Source organism: Paraburkholderia atlantica (assembly GCF_009362785.1).
GTDB classification, from domain to species: domain Bacteria; phylum Pseudomonadota; class Gammaproteobacteria; order Burkholderiales; family Burkholderiaceae; genus Paraburkholderia; species Paraburkholderia atlantica.
This window is the reverse complement of the sequence record NZ_WHNQ01000028.1, coordinates 62,937-79,933: the sequence shown is the minus strand read 5'-3', so window position 1 is coordinate 79,933 and position 16,997 is coordinate 62,937. Positions and strand designations below refer to the sequence as shown.

Sequence of the window (16,997 nt, the reverse complement as noted above, 5' to 3'; positions counted from 1 at the left end):
TGTTACGCACTGCATCGCGCGAATCGGCAGTTTCTCAGCGAAAAGATTTTCGCGCTCGCCACAATATTCGCGCTTCTGAAACGTCTTCAGGTGCATGGAACCGCCACCCACCTCGCAGCCGATGACCGACCGAGACAGCGACATCGCCGCGACCGTGGTGCGCGAGCGCACGAGGCTCGTCAATTTTATCCGGCGTCGAATACGCGACCCAGACGATGCCGAGGACATTCTGCAGGATGTGTTCCACGAGTTCGTGCAGGCTTACCGGCTTCCCGCTCCGATCGAACAGGCGAGCGCGTGGCTTTTTCGCGCGGCGCGTAATCGCATCATCGATCGCTTTCGCAAGAAGAAAGAGCAACCGCTGACAGATCTGTTTGAGGCCGACGAAGATGCCAGCAGTGAGTACCGCCTCGACCTCGCGCTACCGGCGCACGAAGCAGGTCCTGAAGCCCTCTACGCTCGCGCTGTATTGCTCAAGGCTCTGCAGGACGCGCTCGACGAGTTGCCGCCGAATCAACGTGAGGTATTTATCGCGCACGAACTGGAGGGGCGGTCCTTCAAAGACATGGTGGCGGAAAGCGGCGTCGCGCTCAATACGCTGCTCGCGCGCAAGCGCTATGCCGTCTTGCATCTGCGCGCCCGACTGCAGGCCATTTATGACGAACTGGATATTTAGAGGAGTCGACGGATGAAGTTTCGAATCAGATGCGTGGGCAAAGCGCTGCTCGTGGTGGTCGCCATAGCCGTGCTCGGGTTGGTGGTCATGATGCTATGGAATTGGGTGGTTCCGGCGCTATTCGTTGGCGCCCGCGCGATCGACTTCGCGCATGCGTTGGGCTTGCTGGTTTTGAGCCGCATCCTGTTTGGCGGATTCCGCGGACACGGCGGCTGGCGCGGACGGCGTCACTGGCGAAAATGGGAGGCAATGACGCCAGAAGAACGCGAGCATTTTCAGGCGGCATGGCGATCGGGCCGCGACCGGCGCGCGGGAGATTGAACATGCGCGAGAAATCGACGGACGACTGCAAACAGCAGCCGGGCGCGATTGCGCCGGTTATCGACATGAAGCGTTGCGAAGGCAAGGGCGATTGCCTGGAGGTCTGCCCGGAGAATGTGTTCGAGATCCGGCGCATCGATGACGTCGATTATCGCGGCCTCGATTGGATGCATCGCCTCAAGCTAAGCGTGCATGGAATGAAAGTCGCCTACACACCGAATGCGCACGCCTGCCGGTCGTGCGGTCTTTGTGTGGCGGCGTGCCCTGAAGGCGCGATCAAGCTCGTCAAAACGGCATAGCGGTATTCGGCAAGGAGCGCACATGGTTTCATCAAGCACAGATCTTCTGCGACGGCTTCACGAACAGAGTCAGACGGAAGTGATAGCCCGCGCACGTGCGCAATTCCAGGGATCGAGTGAGGAGTTTCTGACTCTGTCGGAAGATTACGAAACTCTCGCACCGCGACTTCGTGGACGGTTTCTCGAAACGCTCGGACTATCCAGCGAAGATTTCGAATCGTCGCAAGGCACGCCGTTATCGTTAGCCGTGTCGGCGGAAACGGGAAGGTTTTTGCGCAACATGGTGCTTTCGCACAAACCAGCTCGAATCCTCGAACTCGGCAGTTCCTGCGGGGTGTCCACGCTGTATTTCGCCGAGGCTCTTCGCATTTTGGGCAGTGGCTCGGTTGTCGCGACTGAACTCGATGCTGGCAAGTGCGCGCAACTGCGGGCCCACGTCGAAATGGCGGGCGTAGACGCTTATGTCGACGTGCGGGAGGGCGATGTGTTCGAGACCGTTGCCGGACTGGACGGCACTTTCGACATGGTGTTCATCGACGTATGGGCCGACAGCTATCTGAATCTGTTCAAGCAGATCGAGCGCCTGCTGCGTCCGGGGTCGATCGTTCTCGCCGACAATATGTACACAGCCGAAGACGCCGTTCGGCCATACAAGCACTATCTGGACGACGATCCGCGTTTTTCGACCACGACGCTGAACTTCGAATCAGGGGTCGAATTTACAGTCGTCGTGTCTTAGCGAAGCGGCCACGCGCAGGCTCGCAATATGTCTCGGCGTCGGATGACTGGATCGCGTTTACCCTTCTTTTCATCGTCGGTGAGCGGCTGGTCTTTAACGGTCAGGAAACAAAGTCAGCGGCCCATTACTTCTGATTATTGGCACTTGGCGGATTTGCTATAGCCGTTGTCCGGCGCGCAGAGTCGGGCCGTTTGCCGAAGACATGGAGGCGGACCCGATGATGCGGTACGTGTCGCGCGACCGCTCTTGACGTTGGCTTCTTGCCGAATGCATCATAACCGTGATGCAGGCATCGAAGTTCTGTCAGTCGCAGCTTCAGGAATGTTGATACCCGTGCGTAGTCATTGTTGGGAGACGTGCAATGCACCACCCGTCCCAAGCCGTTGTTCAATGGACGAAAGACAGCGCGAAACAGCTTCTTCCTGATGCGGTTTTCCTCAGCTTGCTACATCGGAAGCGAATCGGGCGCTTCCCCAACCTCTTTCACCCCACAACCTACAACGAGAAGATCCTGCTACGTTGCTTGCGGCCAGACTCTCGCTACAGCGCGTTGACCGACAAACTGACCGTGCGCGATTACGTCAGGGAAAAAATCGGTGAGAAGTACCTTATTCCCATGATCTCCGCGCCCGCGGACTTTACGCAAAAGGAATTCGACATGTTGCCGAATTCCTTTGTCATGAAGGCAAATCATGGAAACAATTTCGTGGAAATCGTCCGGGACAAGTCGCAGCAGAGTTTCGAACATCTCCAATATCTCGCCAGCCAATGGTTATCCACCAATTTCTACCGAAATGCTCGGGAACGGCACTACCGAGGAATTCAACCACGCATTTACTTCGAGAGTCTGCTTCTCGACGAACACGGCATGATTCCAGCCGACTACAAGATTCACTGCTTTGCGAACGGGCCGGGGCGACCTGTGATGTTTATCTTCGTCATTTCAGACCGTTTCGGAAGTAACACTCGCGGCGACACATACGACGCACAATGGAACCGTATCGACCTCGAGTTTGCTCCCTACCTTCGCAGCACGAGGCCGCCACCGCGGCCGAACAATCTGGATCTGTTGCTTGATACAGCGGCACTGCTGTCCGAGGGTTTCGATTATGTTCGCGTCGACCTATACGCACCATCTGGCCGGGTGTTTTTCGGCGAACTCACTTTTACGCCGGGGGCCGGCGTAAGTCCCATGCTACCCGATCGTGTCGATTATGAATGGGGACGTCTTCTGACATGAGGTATCTGGGAAAGCTGGAACCACTCCCTGATCTGCGTCAATGTTCTTCAACGGGAAGTAGTGTGGTGTTTCGCGGCATCGACGCCGACGACATGTGTATGGGTTCCCCAAAGTGCTGACACGTGGGGCTCGCCGACCACATCAAAAGTCTCAGTGACACGCCTCGTCAATCCGATCGATAAAGTGTCGCTCGACGGATCTACCCAGGCCAGCGGACTTCTGGAATAAGCCTTCCGCCGCACACGTTTACTGCACGTATCGCGCAAAGCACAAAGCGCTCATGCCGTCGCACAGGCAGGGGTGTTTGCTTGTCCGATGAATTGGCCGCGGCAATCGCTCGACGTAGGGCACGCGCGATAGGTCGATGCAAAGGAGGCCATCATGTATGCCACTTACAGAATCACCATCCTCGCCGGTGTGATCGCGCTCGGGATGACATCGCACGCAAGCTGGGCGGAGCAAACCGTTAACGCAACATTGCTATCGGACTCGATCCAGCTCGGGACGCACACCGTCAAGGCGGGTCGCATCACGCTTGAAGTCAAGAATGCCGCGGACAACAACATGGAACACGAACTCGTCGTGCTCAAGACAGATCTCTCGGACGATGCACTTCCGGTCAGCAAAGGGCAGGTGCTGGAGCGCAGGCTGAATAAGATCGGCGAAGTCGAAGACATCGCGCCGGGCAAGAGCAAGCGCGTGTCGTTCAAGCTCGCGCCTGGCCACTACGCGCTAATCTGCAACAAGGCGGGACACTATGCAGCGGGAATGCACACGGTGCTCGTCGTCACGCCGTAATCTTTCGGCGTGGCGCCCCGAAAATTCCGCTTGAAATTAGCCGATCACTGCCGAATGCGGATGTCGCTGTTCGACTCCATCACAGTCATCCGGTCACGCGGAATCAACGTCGTCATCACGCTCGAGCCCAACGGCACAATTTCCCTAGCGCAACAGCTCGACTATCACGACATCGGTGTCGTCTCGCGCCACCAACGTAAGCTGCGATTGGTCGCGTACGGCAACTCCATCGCGCGGCGCGAGCCGGACTTTGCCGACATCGAGGCGACCATGATCGGTAACCAGATACGCCCGGCGTGACGTCGGCAGCACGTGGTGCAACGTCGTGCCTTCGCGTAACGTCGCGATACGCACGCGCGCGTCCGCATGGATGGGCAGCGCGCCCGCGCGCACATCGTCGGGATCGCCGCTCGCCAGCGTGACGAAGCGGCCTTCGCGACATCCGCGCGAACAGATGCGGGTCGCCCAACGGGGCGTGCCGCCCGGCGTGCGCGGATGCAGCCAGATCTGGAATAGCCGCGCAGGCACATCCTCTTCGTTACGCTCGGAATGGTGGAGCGCGGTGCCCGCACTCATCGCCTGTACGGAATCGGCGACCAGTCGCGCGCGATTGCCCGCGTCGTCTTCGTACGTGATCGCGCCCGAGCGCACCCATGTGACGATCTCGACGTCGCGGTGAGCATGCAGGTCGAAGCCTGAGCGCGGCGCGAACTCATCGTCGTTCCACACGTAGAGCGCGCCGAGCGGCGCATGGTCGGTTCGGCTGCATTGGCCGACCCGGAAATGCGCTCGCGTGTTGAGCCAGTCGCGCCTGACTGCGCCACACGCAAGATAAAGACGATGTTCGATCATGATGTGCTTGCGCTCGAATGCCGTATGCGCCGGGCGCGGGTGCAATCGTCGAAGACCGCATCCACGCGCCCGAGCTACGTTTAGATCTGCTGCTGGCCGCCATCGACGAACAACTCGATGCCGTTCACGAAGCTGGCATCATCCGAGGCAAGGAACAGCGCGGCGCTCGCGATTTCGCCGGGCTCGCCAAGACGTCCCATCGGGATCTGCGCGGCCAGGTAATTGGCAAGACCCTGGCGCTGGGCGGCGTCGTCACCGGCCAGATCGAGCAGGCCAGGCGTGCGCGTTGCGCCCGGGCTGATCGTGTTCACCCGGATCTGGCGCTCCTTGAGGTCCAGAATCCAGTTGCGTGCGAACGAGCGCACCGCAGCCTTCGAAGCCGAATACACGCTGAATGCCGCCGTGCCCGCGCTACCTGCGGTCGAACCCGTGAGAATCACCGACGCTCCCTTTGACAGCAGCGGTAGCGCCTTTTGCACCGTGAACAGCACGCCCTTCACGTTGCGATTGAAGGTGTCGTCGAAGTGCTCTTCGGTGATGTTGCCAAACGGCAGCATCGAACCGCCACCGGCATTCGCGAACAGCACGTCGAGGCGCCCCTGTTCTTCCTTGATCTGCGCATACAGCGCGTCGAGCTCGGCAAGCTTGGTGGAGTCGACGCGGGCGCCGGTTGCGTTGCCGCCCGCTTCGCGGATGCCCTTCACCGCGGCATCGAGTTCGGCCTGACGGCGGCCCGTGAGGTAGACGTGCGCGCCTTCGGCTGCGAAGCGCTGGGCGGTGGCAAGGCCGATGCCGCTGGTTGCGCCGGTAACGAGTGCGATCTTGTTGTCGAGTTTGCGTGCCATGGTGTTGCTCCTTTCGTGTCGTTCGGTGGAAGTTGAGGTTCGGTGTTGCGTGCTGCGATGTGAGGAGAATATCGACGCCCCGGGCTTTTCGAAATAGAATTGGTTGCAATCTAACGTTGCAAAAATGAAAAGATGAGGGGAAATGGCGAAGCTGCCTGATTTCGAAGGACTCGCGATGTTCGCGAAGGTCGCCGAGGAAGGGTCGTTCGCGGCCGCTGCGCGCGCGATGGGGGTGTCGGTGGCTACGGTCTCGCGTGGCGTCGCTCGTCTGGAAGACCGGCTGGGCGCACGGCTTTTCAACCGCACATCGCGCCAGCTTTCGCTTACCGAGTTCGGCCGGACCATCTGCGAGAAGGCCGGAGAGATCTACCGTCAGGCCGAAGAAGCAGAAAGCGCGGCGCGCGAGATGTCGGTGCAGCCGCGCGGACTGGTGCGTCTGGCCGTGCCGATGTCGTTCGGGCTGCGCTGGGTCGCGCCGCTGCTGCCCGGATTCTTTCGCGCGTACCCGGAGGTGTCGATCGACCTGCATCTTTCGGATGCGTCGGTCGATCTGGTCGCCGATGGCTTCGACGCCGCGCTGCGTATCGCTGCGCTGCCGGATTCGTCGCTGGTCGCGCGACGGCTGTGCGCGGTCACACAGTTCGTGGTCGCGTCGCCGGCGTATCTGAAGCGCGAAGGGCGGCCTGCGCACCCGCGCGAACTGGTGGAGCGGCCGTGCCTCTCATACGCGTACCGCGCGCGCAGCGATGTGTGGCGCTTCACGAACGACGCGGGCGAGGAGGAGCCGGTCATGCCGACCGGCCCGCTGCGCGTGACGAATTCCGATGCGCTGCTGCCCACGCTGCTCGACGGCCTCGCGATTGCCGAGCTGCCCGAATTCATCGCTGGCGAATATCTGGCCGATGGCCGCCTCGAAGCGATCCTCACCGACTGGTCGCTGACGAAGGGCGGTCTTTACTTCGTCACGCCGTCGGCGCGCGCGCGTCCTGCGAAGGTGGCTGCGCTGTCCGATTATTTTGCGGAGCATCTGTCCGAGCCGTCATGGCGATGGCCGAAGTGATGCCGCTCATGGCCGAACTCGGTCCGGCACGTCCGGCTCGGTTCGAGCCACTGCTGCCGGTTGCCATCGCGTGACTCTGGTGGCGCGTTTCGGAGGTACAGCGGCCATTCACGGGATGAATACGGGTGGCAACGGCGGCAGCCTGGGGCAGCCAACGTGCCACGAGGTCTATATTTCAGTGGCCAACCCGATATACGCGACCGCTATGGACGCCCTCCACGCTGCGTCGATAGGCCATTGCCACACGTGTCGCCGGCACGCCTTCGTAGCCGGGAAAGAAGCGACCAAACCGGTTCATGGATTCGAGCAGCATGGTCGGACTAACGGCATTGATTCGGATGCCCCGGCGAAAATCGCAAGCAGCGGCACGCACGAAGCCTTCAATCCCGGCATTCGACGCTGCGGCATGGGAACCCTGCGCAATCGGATCGTCGACGGCGATACCGGAGGTCAGCGTAATAGAGCCGCCGTCGCTGAGGTAATGCTGACCAATCAACGCGACGCGCACCTGGCTGAGCAGTTTGTCCTGCAAGCCTCTATGGAAATCGGCCGCTGTCATTTTCTCAACAGGAGCCAGGATGACATTGCCTGCAGCGGCAACGATGGCATCGATGGGGCCGATCTGCTCGAACAGCGCGCTCACGCTGTCGTCGCGGGTGATGTCAACTTGATGATCACCCCGGGTACGACCGACACGAATGACTTCGTGTTTGCCGTCACGCCCAAGCTCATCCGCCACGGGACGACCAACGTCCCCACCGGCACCGATTACGACGATCTTCATAAAACACTCCTTTTCGAATTCAGGTTGAAACGTCGCCATTCTTCCCCGAACCGAAATACCCATAAATGTGCTTTAATTTCCGGCACTTCTAACCCAGAGTTCGCAATATGGACAGACTGCGTGCCATGGAAACCTTCGTTGCCGTCGTCGAGGGAGGCAACTTCACCGAAGCAGCGCAGCGGCTGGACATATCGGCGGTCATGGTCGGCAAATATGTGCGCGAACTTGAAGAGCGTCTCGGTGCGCGGCTGTTGGAGCGCACTACACGGCGCCAGAGTCTGACTGATGCCGGCCGCGTTTTTTACGAAGACGCGAAGCGTGCGCTCGAATACATGCGTATCGCGGAAACGTCGGTCGAGCGGCTACGCGCATCACCGTCCGGCACGCTGCGTATCAGCGCGCCGATCACCTTTGGCGCCTGTGTCATCGCCCCGCTGGCCGCGACGTTCCGGCAGATGCATCCGCTCGTGCGCGTGGAACTGGAACTGAGCAATCGCAACGTCAACCTGATTGACGAGGGTTTTGATCTGGCGATCCGCATTGGTGAATTGGGCGATGCCGATCTGGTTGCGAAGCCGTTGACGATGTACCGCATGGTGATTTGTGCGTCGCCGGGCTATCTCGCTCAATACGGGTGTCCGGAGACTCCGCAGGATCTGGCTGCCCATCACTGCCTGTCTCATACGGTATGGAATAGCCCTGGCGGCTGGAAGCTAGAGGATGGGGACAGCCTGCGTCTGGCAACGGAATCGGTGTTCACGTGCAATGACGGCAACGGCTTGCGCATGGCTGCAATCGCAGGTGCGGGATTGTTGCTGCAACCGGAGGTCCTGGTGGCCCACGATCTGGCAAGCGGAACGTTGGTACAAGTGCTGCAAGCCTACTCGCCCAAACCGCACCCGGTCCACATCGTGTATCGACACGACCTGCGCCCCCTGCCGAAGCTCACCCGATTCGTTGCGCATCTGCTCGAGCATGTGCGGGAGCGAGAAGCGTCCCAGTGAGCTTTTTACGCTTGATGGTCCGCACGAAAATGGTGCCCCGTTTCGGCTGACAGAAGCGCCTCCGGCTAGAACATCGACGCCCGGCTTCAAAGATGTAACAGGCGCTCGCGCAAACAGCATTGGGTACGAGGTGGTCCGGCGGGCGGATGACCGCTTGCCGAGGGGGCGCTGTCATGTGGATATCCGACCAACGCATCTGACGAAGGTTGCGTCATGGCCGCACTGCGTCCGAGAGCGCTCAGTTCGACGCCTAGTTGCCGTTCGACCCGGTACCACGTCAACGGCAGCTTTCGAGGATCCAACGGCCGCCATCCATGAGCCTGGAGCGACCGGCAGGTTCTCAGCTTTTTGCCGGTCGGCGAGCGCACGGTTTTCGGTGACTTGACTATGATGATCTGGTAACGGCCTCGATTCTGTGGCAATACGGGGAGATCTCCAATCGGCGATTAGGGGAGGCGCAATGAGCGAGCAACAAAATGTTCAATTGGTGCAGCAAGCATACGATGCTTTCAGCAAAGCCGACATTGGCGGCGTCCTGAAAACGCTCGCCGACAATGTCGACTGGTTCATACCTGGGCCTACAGAGGTCATCCCATTCGCTGGTAGAAGGCACGGCCCTCAGGGGGTCGCGGAATTCTTCAGTGTGCTTGCTGCGACTCAGACTGCCGAAAGGTTCGAACCTCTCGATTTTGTTGCCAGCGAAGACAAGGTCGTCGTCCTTGGGGTGCAGCGCTGGCGCGTAAATTCAACGGGCATTACGTATGAAGATGAGTGGGCTCACGTGTTCACGATCGAAAACGGAAGAATCACGAAATTCAAGGAATACCACGACACGGCGCCTGAAGCGGCGGCCCATCGACGATAGAAATATTGGCCTGCATTGATTGAAGCGCCACGCAACGTTCAGCAGCCGCGGAACTGGTCGCCGATACAGGCGGGGCTTCGTTTAATGACCGCCCCAAAGACAACAATGACAGATCTCGGGTGTGGAGCGGTCACCCTAATGTCCGACCCACGCCGCGTGCGAGCGACTCTTGATGGCCGAGCTGAACCGGCCAATCTGCATCGTCCGTCCTATCCAGTCCAGAGTTTCACGTCTGAATCGTGGGAACGAAGTTTGAAAATGCCTCAAAAAATCAGTGGGCAATTTGCGGCTTGCGTTCCCATCTATCGGCCTCAAACCCTTGTCGGTAAGGATGAAGTTAGTCCGAAGATCGAATACCGGCTGGGCGAGCTTGGGTACTTCCCCGCATCAGCTCGCGGACCCCGCTTCCATAAGCTCGCTGACGCGCTGCTTAAAGCTTGGCAACAGAAGCCTGTTTGCATAGCCGCTGAGGTGATCGCCATCGAAGACGAGCGGCCGGCCGTCGGCGGTGTGCGTTAAGCAGACCGAGTCTGGGCACAGTGGTGGCAACGGGTCCCATACGCTAACTGCGGGGACCGCCTGCACGATGTGCGCATAGGATTCGAGCACCGGCGCCCGCAAGGCTTCCAGATCCGCACGGGCGATGCTGTCGCCGCCGGAACAGATCGGATTGTCGCGATTGAACCAGTCAGAACATCGGAACGGCTGGCTCCGGAACTCGGGTGTCGGCCCCTCCAGGATGACCTTCGCCCCTTTGGCTGCCAGTTTCTGCAAGATTGGAATGGCCTCTCGCACGCCGTCTACCCGGCTTTGCACGGCCTCTGGACCAAACATGTAGTCCCAGGCGCTCGAGTCGTCGAAGCGGGCCCACTCGTCGGAGAAACGTGGCAGCCGCAGCGAAGGCAGGAAGATCACGTCACCGGGCCTGACCTGCGCCTCGATTTGAGCGATTGCCGCATCCGTCCCCGGTGCGCAGCTCGCCACTTCATCTTGTTTGCGCGGCAGCAAAACCATGAACGGACAGCCACCATTGTTGTACGCGAAGACCTTCACGCCAGTATCCCGGGCGAATTCGCGCAACATCCTGTTGTAGGCCATCGCGTGCGAATCGCCGATCACGTACAGGCGCCCGCGATAGGTCGCCGGAAGCGAACATCCCGAACGTGAATATGTCCATACGCGCCCCCCGTTGAGCTTCGTCCTATCCCACGTGTCCAGACATCCGTCATTGCTGGCCTCGAGGGGGCGGCTCGGATACCAGTCGTCGGCACGTTGTGACACCACGCTCAGCGACAGATTCAGCTGGGCTACCTGAATGCCGATCCACAACAGCGCTCCGCACGTCAACGTAGCTACGCCCGCGCCTACGAGAGCGGGACGCCGCATGCCTTTCAGGACCGCCGAGCGCCGCACAGGATTCTCGACGTAGTACCAGGACGCTGTCGCCAGCGCGAAGGTCAGTACGACCGCAAGCACGCGCCAGACAGGCGCATCGATCCCCGTCGTCCACCGCAGCAGCACGATCACAGGCCAGTGCCAGAGATAAAGCGAATATGAGATCGCGCCGACGAAAGTCACCGCTGGTGAAATGAGCAGCCTGTGCAGCCAATCCCGCGGTGCTCTTCCGTGCAGCGCGTACAGTACGCCAAGCGTGCCGGCAACCGGCAGCAGCGCTCCCGGAAAAGGAAGCTGCTCCGGGCGCAAGACCGTGAAACCGGCCGCAAGCAGCACCAGCGAACCACCGAGCAACGCCATCGAACCCAGCGTCCCATTGCGGTCGATCACGCCGAGCGGGCGCTTCGCGACCGCGAGCAACTGGTATAGCAGGATACCGGATGCCAATTCCCAGAAACGCCCTGGAATCAGGTAAAAGTTGAGCCCTTCATTTCGCCTCGAAAGCCACCATGCGCTCAACACGGACAGAGCGAGCCCGCCGGCGAACAGAACCACGCAAAGCGTCTTTCTCGGACGTTTGGCCACCCACATGAAGAAAAGCAACGGAAAGATCAGATAAAACTGCTCTTCTACGCCAAGCGACCAGGTATGCAGGTACGGATTGAATTCGGCGCGTGGCGAAAAATAGTCATCACCGGCTACCGCGAGCACCAGATTGCTCAACCCAAAGAAAGCAAAGAAGCCGGTGTATTTGTTGGTATCGCTCAGCCACGCGTTTGGAATGAACAGTGCTGAAAACAGGCCGGTCACCAGCAGGCACGCCACGAGCGCTGGCACGATCCGCTGCACTCGACGCGAATAGAAATAGAACACGAAGCGCGAAAACTGCATCGATTCGAGATTTCCAACGGATGCACTTACAACAAAGCCGGAAACCACGAAAAATATGTCGACTCCTGCAAGCCCGCCGGGTAACCACCGCGCGTACAGGTGATAAACGATGACCGACAATACTGCGACCGCACGCAAACCGTCGATGTATTCCGCGTGCGCAGGACGGGCGAGTTGCGGCGCAGTAGTCGCGCTATGGCGTGGATTCATGGCATGAGAGTTAATGAGGTCGGTCGGAATCCGTGGACGCCAACGGGTTTCGCAGCGATCTTGCTCAAGTAGAAACGCTGCGTGAAAACCGCGGGAGACAGATAGTCAAGCTGTTGCCATTTCTCTCGTCTGCTTTTACGTACGAGTGTGACGTAAAAAGTTTGGGGACATGTATCGGCCCGCGACGTGTTTCGTGCGCTGCCCCTCAGAAGCGATAAGAAATGTCGACTTCATCGTCGAGGAACTTCATCGGCGCTATGGATTCCTCGCTGAGCGCGAGGCTAAGGGTGCTGAATGCAAATGCCAGTGCCAGCGCGAGCTGCAACTGGCTGAATTGCCGGGGGCCACAGGCCCTTGCAGAGAGATGGTTGCTGGCAACGGCGGTAGCCGCGTTCACCAGCTTTGCGCAGGCAACATCTGTAATCGCGAAATCGAATCTCGCCCTCGCGCGCAGCAGCTTTCAAAACTCCAAAGCGATGCTTTCGAAACACCACCGTACGGCTTTCTGAAAGCGCGACACTACTTGCTATGGCATGACTGCTCGACTGACCGCTACTGCCCGAATCGCTCTGGCCGATCAGACATCGCCTACCCGCGGAAAACCGCCGTTGATGTGCCGGTCTATTTGAGCCCCAAACGCTGTCTGACCAACCTATGCAACTCAGGAAGCGCTTTCTGGCGCACGAAGGATTCCGGGTCCTCTATATCGATTTCGTGAAGTGTTTGATTGGGTCCGGCTACGGGGGCTGAAATCGGCATGCCGGATATTGCGCTCTGAGGCGGTATCCAGGTTCCGACCAATCTGCCTTTTTGACTGATGACCGAGATTTTCGACATTTCAGTTCCAGTCCTGGATATTCAAATTGTGCGGAACCGGACGTGGACCGGGATTGGTGATCGTAATCGTGTAATTCAGACCGTTATTAGTCGCGATCACACCCTGATTGACGGTCACAAGCACGTCGCTGCCGATCACATCGTCGATGATGTTTGGAGCCTGAACAACGACGCCTCCGTCGAGCCCGCTGCCGATCGTCGTGGTCCAGGTGACCGTTTGCTCCGGCTCCAAAGTGAAAAGCCCGCCGACTGAACGATATTGAGCCATGGTGTTGGGATCTCCAATGCTCGCCTTGCGAACATGCAAAGATCATAGTCCATTCCAGCAGCAATAGATGTCGAACGCGCGCTCCTGGCCGAACTGAGTCCGATACCGTCCGATTCAGCTCGACCCACAACAGATGTTTGGCCGATTTGCTTAAGTCAGAGACCGAGCGCTTCGTAGTGAAGGAGCGAGGAGCGCGCGAGCCCTACCTCGCGAGCCAGTCGTCCGAGAGTCAGTGGTGTCATGACGGGCAGAAAGCGAGAGCGCGCATCGGCGCGGCGTCGGTGAAGTCGCGGGTAGTGTCCATCTGGATCGACAGGATGTCTGTTGAACATGATCTCGATCGTGAAGGTGACTACGGTAGTAGGGTCAAGCAACGCCGCAGCACGCGGCCCGGCACGTTAGCGTTTCTTATTTAAGCTTAGCTAAATTAGCTTTTCTCGTTTCACTGTTGGCCGCACACTTGCGCCATCGGACTCTCCATGTCCCCGATCCGACGTCGCAATTCAATGTGATCCAGTGGGCCATCCCGTCGGCCCGTCTTTGCACGATGCAAAGTGAGGAGGCAGTCATGGCTATCTATACCGGGAAGTTTGCCAGGTTCTATGGCGCAATTCATTATCGTCGTGAACCGGTCATCTACGCACCCACGATAGATGCCAGTAATAGATTGGCACTCTTTGCAGCGCTGGCTGAAAATCCGTCGTCGGCAGAACAGCTTGCAGAGATAACCGAAACAGAAGTCCGCTGCGTGCGCGAGTGGTTGGCCGACCTCGCTGCGGCTGGCTATCTCCAGTACGACGCGGCTAGACAGAGGTACTGGATGACCGAACAGCAGGCATATGCGCTCGCCGACAAACCCGGCAATGTGTACATCAAAGACGCATTTGCAACCTGGCGCAAAAAGAAGCTATTCGGCAGATGACGCAAAGCGATCAATGCCCCGCGCTTTTCGCCCGCGCGGCCAATCAATGAGCCGATTCGCGCCCGTCTCAGTTAGAGATAGCCCGAACCTGTCGCGATGCCGCCCGCATCCGTTGGGACTTCTCTTTTACCAACCATTGCAGCGATTCCTGCACGACCTCGGGCGGAACTTCCTTGAAGGACGCGTTGCGAATTAGCGCCTCGCTTGCGGCAATGTCGTTGAACTGCCCCAGCTTGTTCTGCACGGATGTCAGTTCCTTGATGGTGCGACCGTGTCCGCCTTTGATCACGGGTTGAAAAAACTCCAGCAGGTACCTGAGCTTTTTGCCTGCCTTTCTGACATCGTGCAGATCCTCTTCGTGGGTGTCCTCGCTGCGTGCGGCGCGTCTGCTGCGCTTTTGAAGCGCACGCTGCGCCAGACGGACACGCTTCTCGGCGAACGCCCGAATCGGTAGACCGTCGCAGCGCGACAGTAGTGTGGTTTGCGCGCGAAGCAGGGCGTCGTTCAGGAACGCCTCGACATCGTCGCTTTTGATCATCGTCTGGCTATGCACCACCGCCTGCGCGCGCTTCTCGCGCGCCGCGGCCATCAGCGGTTCGATCGAGACACCGGACTGCTGGGCGGCTTTCAGCAGATCGCCTGCTATGTCCCAGTCACGCGTTCCGCCCGCGACGGCCGCAAGACGCTTGAATTCCTCGGTGGCGTGCGCGGTCGATTCGTCGCCGAGGTATGGGGAGTACGCCCAGTACAAAGCACGAAGCTTTCTGAAAGCGACGCGAAGCTGATGAAACCCTTCTGCATCGCTCTTCGTGGATAGCTCTTTCGCCCTTTGCACGGCTTCGGCCACCACTGGCGCCGCGAGCGACGAGAAGGTACTGGCAATGGAACTCGATTTTGACAGCGATGGACCGGCCGTCCGGCGGTTGACCTTGAAGAGCGAATTTGGCCGTGGCAAGGACCAGTCACCATCCATATCCATTGCAGCCTCAAGTCGGGTAAAAAAACGCACTGCCGAGACCTTACCATAGGGAGCTTCGGCCGCCGAGATTGTGACGCGCCGATGACACGCATTAAGATTCCGCGCGCGCTTACCGTCCTCACTTCGAAAACATCACCGCATTCTGCGGTTCTGTATTAGCATGCTCAACTATGTCTGATACCGCCCGATACGCCGCCGCGTCGCGCACGTCTTGAGAGCATCCAGGGCATAAGTGGGAGTTCGGTTTGAAGAAACGCGCCACCGTGATCTGTCGCAGAGGTAAGCGAATCCTTCTGGTCGCACGTAGTGCATCAAAGTGGGCTTTGCCGGGCGGAATTCTCAAGCGCGGCGAACACCGAACGGACGCCGCACTTCGGGAACTCAAGGAAGAAACACAACTCTCCGGGAAGTCAGCCAAGCACCTGTTCGACTTCCGTGGCAAGCAGAAACACCACCACGTGTTTTCCTGCGAAATATCGAATCGCGCAAAAGCTCGTCCGAGTAACGAAATATCCAGGTGTCGCTGGTTTCATCTGGATGACATCCCTCGCCTCGTGACCAGCGGGCCGACGACCGATATCGTGAAACTGATGAATCAGCGGCGCAGGAAGTAGCCCTGCCCGCAGCCACGCGAGCGAGACCGGCGCACCGGCCTCGCTCCAGTTTCAAAGTCCCGCAAACTACGCCGCCAACTTCAGCGCCTGCGCAAAATCGGCAATCAGATCGTCGATATCCTCGATGCCCGCCGAAAGCCGCAGCATGCCGTCCGAAATCCCCATCGCCTTGCGCGTTTCCGGCCCGGCTTCGAAAAAGATCGTCGGCGCGACGGGAATGATCAGCGTGCGCGTGTCGCCGAGACCGGTCGCCTTGACCGGCAGCTTCAGCGCGTTGACGACTTCGATCATGCGATCCACGTTGAGCAATTCGAACGACAACAGCCACGACGCGCCCTTGAACAGCGTCTGAGCGATGTCGTATTGCGGATGGCTCTTCAGGCCAGGATAGAACACTTTGCCGATCGCTTCATGCCCTTCGAGAAACTGTGCGAGCGCGAGCGCATTGTCGCTGCTTTGTTTCACGCGCAATGCGAGCGTTTCCGCGCCCATCGCGATCGAGTGCGCCTGCTCGGACGACAATGACGCTCCCATGTCTCGCAGGCCCTTCTTGCGGATCTGCAGAAGCCCTTGATCTTTCGCCGCCGAGCGCCGATAGTCGTCGGCGATATTCGGATACGCGCTCCAGTCGAACAGGCCCGTATCCGTCACCGCGCCGCCGAGCGCGGCGCCATGACCCGCGATAGTCTTCGTCAGCGAGTTGATGACTAGGCTCGCGCCGACCGCCTTCGGCTTGAACAATGCAGGCGAGGTGATCGTATTGTCGACGACGTACGCGATGCCGCGCTCGCGGCACACGTCACCGATACCTTGGAGGTCCGGAATCTGCGTACCCGGATTCGCGATGGTTTCGACGAACATCATGCGCGTATTCGGCCGGATTGCGTTCTTCACGTCGTCGAGCTTGCACGCGTCGACGGTCGTGACTTCGACGCCGAGCGCGCGCAATGTGCCGAACAGACTATTGGTGTTGCCGAACACGTAGCGGCTCGACACGAGATGATCGCCCGCGCGCAGCAGCGTGAGGAACGTCGCGGTGATGCCGGCCATGCCGGTGCTGAAGCAGACCGTGCCGACGCCTTCTTCGAGGCTGGTGATCTTGCGCTCGAGCGCCGCGGTGGTGGGGGTGCCCTGCCGTGCGTAATTGAAGCCGCCTTTCTTCGTGCCCTGGAACACGCCGATCAGGTCCTCGACGCGCTCGAAACCATATTGCACGGACGTATGAACTGGCTGACGCAAGGCGCCGTGCTCAGTGCCCGCGGTTCTGTCGCCGTGAACGATGCCAGTGGTGAAACCTTGCTTGTCCATTCCTTCTCCGCCTTTTCAGATCGATTGCTTGCGACCGATTATCGCCTGTAACCGTCCGCCGGCGAAGTCTTTAGCGTCCCGCCCGCCGGC

At 59.4% G+C, this 16,997-nt stretch carries 19 protein-coding genes; 11 read left to right on the top strand and 8 right to left on the bottom strand.

Annotated features, from left to right (window positions below):
- The first annotated feature begins 94 nt into the window (after positions 1-94).
- The 6 genes from GCT19_RS30450 to GCT19_RS30425 all read left to right on the top strand — a co-directional run bounded on the left by GCT19_RS30450 (position 95) and on the right by GCT19_RS30425 (position 4,073).
- Positions 95-676 carry an RNA polymerase sigma factor gene (locus GCT19_RS30450; protein ID WP_013092677.1) on the top strand — a complete coding sequence of 194 codons (582 nt, stop codon included), beginning with the start codon at positions 95-97 and terminating at the stop codon, positions 674-676.
- Positions 677-688: 12 nt separating this feature from the next.
- Entirely contained in the window at positions 689-997 is a 309-nt protein-coding gene (locus GCT19_RS30445) for a hypothetical protein (protein ID WP_013092676.1), read from the top strand.
- A gap of 2 nt (positions 998-999) precedes the next feature.
- A complete protein-coding gene (locus tag GCT19_RS30440; protein WP_152853985.1) occupies positions 1,000-1,296 on the top strand; it encodes a 4Fe-4S dicluster domain-containing protein in 297 nt (98 codons plus the stop codon).
- 22 nt (positions 1,297-1,318) lie between these two features.
- On the top strand, positions 1,319-2,035 hold the full coding sequence (locus tag GCT19_RS30435; protein ID WP_152853984.1) for an O-methyltransferase: 717 nt from the start codon (positions 1,319-1,321) through the stop codon (positions 2,033-2,035).
- A gap of 361 nt (positions 2,036-2,396) precedes the next feature.
- Positions 2,397-3,275: an ATP-grasp fold amidoligase family protein gene (locus GCT19_RS30430; RefSeq protein ID WP_152853983.1), complete on the top strand. Its 879-nt coding sequence runs from the start codon at positions 2,397-2,399 to the stop codon at positions 3,273-3,275.
- 381 nt (positions 3,276-3,656) lie between these two features.
- Complete coding sequence (locus GCT19_RS30425) at positions 3,657-4,073, top strand: cupredoxin domain-containing protein (RefSeq protein WP_152853982.1); 417 nt, start codon at positions 3,657-3,659, stop codon at positions 4,071-4,073.
- Between the two features lie 144 nt (positions 4,074-4,217).
- Here the strand turns inward: GCT19_RS30425 and GCT19_RS30420 are convergent, their stop codons facing one another.
- Both GCT19_RS30420 and GCT19_RS30415 read right to left on the bottom strand, forming a co-directional pair.
- On the bottom strand, positions 4,218-4,925 hold the full coding sequence (locus GCT19_RS30420) for a pirin family protein (protein ID WP_152853981.1): 708 nt from the start codon (positions 4,923-4,925) through the stop codon (positions 4,218-4,220).
- Positions 4,926-5,005: 80 nt separating this feature from the next.
- A complete protein-coding gene (locus GCT19_RS30415; RefSeq protein ID WP_152853980.1) occupies positions 5,006-5,770 on the bottom strand; it encodes an SDR family NAD(P)-dependent oxidoreductase in 765 nt (254 codons plus the stop codon).
- 142 nt (positions 5,771-5,912) lie between these two features.
- On the opposite strand from GCT19_RS30415, the gene GCT19_RS30410 reads away from it, so the two are divergent.
- On the top strand, positions 5,913-6,830 hold the full coding sequence (locus GCT19_RS30410; RefSeq protein ID WP_018433335.1) for a LysR family transcriptional regulator: 918 nt from the start codon (positions 5,913-5,915) through the stop codon (positions 6,828-6,830).
- 175 nt (positions 6,831-7,005) lie between these two features.
- On the opposite strand, the gene GCT19_RS30405 is transcribed toward GCT19_RS30410, so the two are convergent.
- Positions 7,006-7,614 (bottom strand): short chain dehydrogenase, encoded by a 609-nt coding sequence (locus GCT19_RS30405; protein WP_018433333.1) that lies wholly within the window; start codon positions 7,612-7,614, stop codon positions 7,006-7,008.
- 107 nt (positions 7,615-7,721) lie between these two features.
- Between GCT19_RS30405 and GCT19_RS30400 the strand changes: the two genes are divergently transcribed.
- Positions 7,722-8,618 carry a LysR family transcriptional regulator gene (locus tag GCT19_RS30400; RefSeq protein WP_026228262.1) on the top strand — a complete coding sequence of 299 codons (897 nt, stop codon included), beginning with the start codon at positions 7,722-7,724 and terminating at the stop codon, positions 8,616-8,618.
- A gap of 460 nt (positions 8,619-9,078) precedes the next feature.
- Complete coding sequence (locus GCT19_RS30395; RefSeq protein ID WP_018433331.1) at positions 9,079-9,483, top strand: nuclear transport factor 2 family protein; 405 nt, start codon at positions 9,079-9,081, stop codon at positions 9,481-9,483.
- A gap of 387 nt (positions 9,484-9,870) precedes the next feature.
- Here GCT19_RS30395 and GCT19_RS30390 read toward each other — a convergent pair whose 3' ends face one another.
- From GCT19_RS30390 to GCT19_RS30380, 3 genes are all read right to left on the bottom strand, one after another.
- On the bottom strand, positions 9,871-11,979 hold the full coding sequence (locus tag GCT19_RS30390; protein ID WP_152853979.1) for an acyltransferase family protein: 2,109 nt from the start codon (positions 11,977-11,979) through the stop codon (positions 9,871-9,873).
- Between the two features lie 205 nt (positions 11,980-12,184).
- Positions 12,185-12,376 carry a hypothetical protein gene (locus tag GCT19_RS30385; protein WP_152853978.1) on the bottom strand — a complete coding sequence of 64 codons (192 nt, stop codon included), beginning with the start codon at positions 12,374-12,376 and terminating at the stop codon, positions 12,185-12,187.
- A gap of 441 nt (positions 12,377-12,817) precedes the next feature.
- Complete coding sequence (locus GCT19_RS30380) at positions 12,818-13,084, bottom strand: hypothetical protein (RefSeq protein ID WP_013092634.1); 267 nt, start codon at positions 13,082-13,084, stop codon at positions 12,818-12,820.
- A 568-nt stretch (positions 13,085-13,652) separates the two neighbouring features.
- Between GCT19_RS30380 and GCT19_RS30375 the strand changes: the two genes are divergently transcribed.
- Complete coding sequence (locus GCT19_RS30375) at positions 13,653-14,006, top strand: helix-turn-helix domain-containing protein (protein ID WP_152853977.1); 354 nt, start codon at positions 13,653-13,655, stop codon at positions 14,004-14,006.
- 67 nt (positions 14,007-14,073) lie between these two features.
- Here GCT19_RS30375 and GCT19_RS30370 read toward each other — a convergent pair whose 3' ends face one another.
- Positions 14,074-14,985 (bottom strand): CHAD domain-containing protein, encoded by a 912-nt coding sequence (locus tag GCT19_RS30370; protein WP_152853976.1) that lies wholly within the window; start codon positions 14,983-14,985, stop codon positions 14,074-14,076.
- 245 nt (positions 14,986-15,230) lie between these two features.
- On the opposite strand from GCT19_RS30370, the gene GCT19_RS30365 reads away from it, so the two are divergent.
- Positions 15,231-15,599, top strand: coding sequence for an NUDIX hydrolase (locus GCT19_RS30365; protein ID WP_013092630.1), 369 nt, complete (start codon positions 15,231-15,233; stop codon positions 15,597-15,599).
- Between the two features lie 66 nt (positions 15,600-15,665).
- Here GCT19_RS30365 and GCT19_RS30360 read toward each other — a convergent pair whose 3' ends face one another.
- Positions 15,666-16,907, bottom strand: coding sequence for a cystathionine gamma-synthase family protein (locus GCT19_RS30360; protein WP_152853975.1), 1,242 nt, complete (start codon positions 16,905-16,907; stop codon positions 15,666-15,668).
- Positions 16,908-16,997: the final 90 nt, after the last annotated feature.

Excerpts from the sequence above, each read along its gene's own strand:
- GCT19_RS30360 (WP_152853975.1), bottom strand. The coding sequence starts at position 16,907 with ATGGACAAGCAAGGTTTCACCACTGGCATCGTTCACGGCGACAGAACC.
- GCT19_RS30440 (WP_152853985.1), top strand. The coding sequence starts at position 1,000 with ATGCGCGAGAAATCGACGGACGACTGCAAACAGCAGCCGGGCGCGATT.
- GCT19_RS30445 (WP_013092676.1), top strand. The coding sequence starts at position 689 with ATGAAGTTTCGAATCAGATGCGTGGGCAAAGCGCTGCTCGTGGTGGTC.
- GCT19_RS30375 (WP_152853977.1), top strand. The coding sequence starts at position 13,653 with ATGGCTATCTATACCGGGAAGTTTGCCAGGTTCTATGGCGCAATTCAT.
- GCT19_RS30370 (WP_152853976.1), bottom strand. The coding sequence starts at position 14,985 with ATGGATATGGATGGTGACTGGTCCTTGCCACGGCCAAATTCGCTCTTC.
- GCT19_RS30450 (WP_013092677.1), top strand. The coding sequence starts at position 95 with ATGGAACCGCCACCCACCTCGCAGCCGATGACCGACCGAGACAGCGAC.
- GCT19_RS30425 (WP_152853982.1), top strand. The coding sequence starts at position 3,657 with ATGTATGCCACTTACAGAATCACCATCCTCGCCGGTGTGATCGCGCTC.
- GCT19_RS30390 (WP_152853979.1), bottom strand. The coding sequence starts at position 11,979 with ATGAATCCACGCCATAGCGCGACTACTGCGCCGCAACTCGCCCGTCCT.
- GCT19_RS30435 (WP_152853984.1), top strand. The coding sequence starts at position 1,319 with ATGGTTTCATCAAGCACAGATCTTCTGCGACGGCTTCACGAACAGAGT.
- GCT19_RS30430 (WP_152853983.1), top strand. The coding sequence starts at position 2,397 with ATGCACCACCCGTCCCAAGCCGTTGTTCAATGGACGAAAGACAGCGCG.
- GCT19_RS30380 (WP_013092634.1), bottom strand. The coding sequence starts at position 13,084 with ATGGCTCAATATCGTTCAGTCGGCGGGCTTTTCACTTTGGAGCCGGAG.
- GCT19_RS30395 (WP_018433331.1), top strand. The coding sequence starts at position 9,079 with ATGAGCGAGCAACAAAATGTTCAATTGGTGCAGCAAGCATACGATGCT.
- GCT19_RS30400 (WP_026228262.1), top strand. The coding sequence starts at position 7,722 with ATGGACAGACTGCGTGCCATGGAAACCTTCGTTGCCGTCGTCGAGGGA.
- GCT19_RS30405 (WP_018433333.1), bottom strand. The coding sequence starts at position 7,614 with ATGAAGATCGTCGTAATCGGTGCCGGTGGGGACGTTGGTCGTCCCGTG.
- GCT19_RS30420 (WP_152853981.1), bottom strand. The coding sequence starts at position 4,925 with ATGATCGAACATCGTCTTTATCTTGCGTGTGGCGCAGTCAGGCGCGAC.
- GCT19_RS30415 (WP_152853980.1), bottom strand. The coding sequence starts at position 5,770 with ATGGCACGCAAACTCGACAACAAGATCGCACTCGTTACCGGCGCAACC.
- GCT19_RS30410 (WP_018433335.1), top strand. The coding sequence starts at position 5,913 with ATGGCGAAGCTGCCTGATTTCGAAGGACTCGCGATGTTCGCGAAGGTC.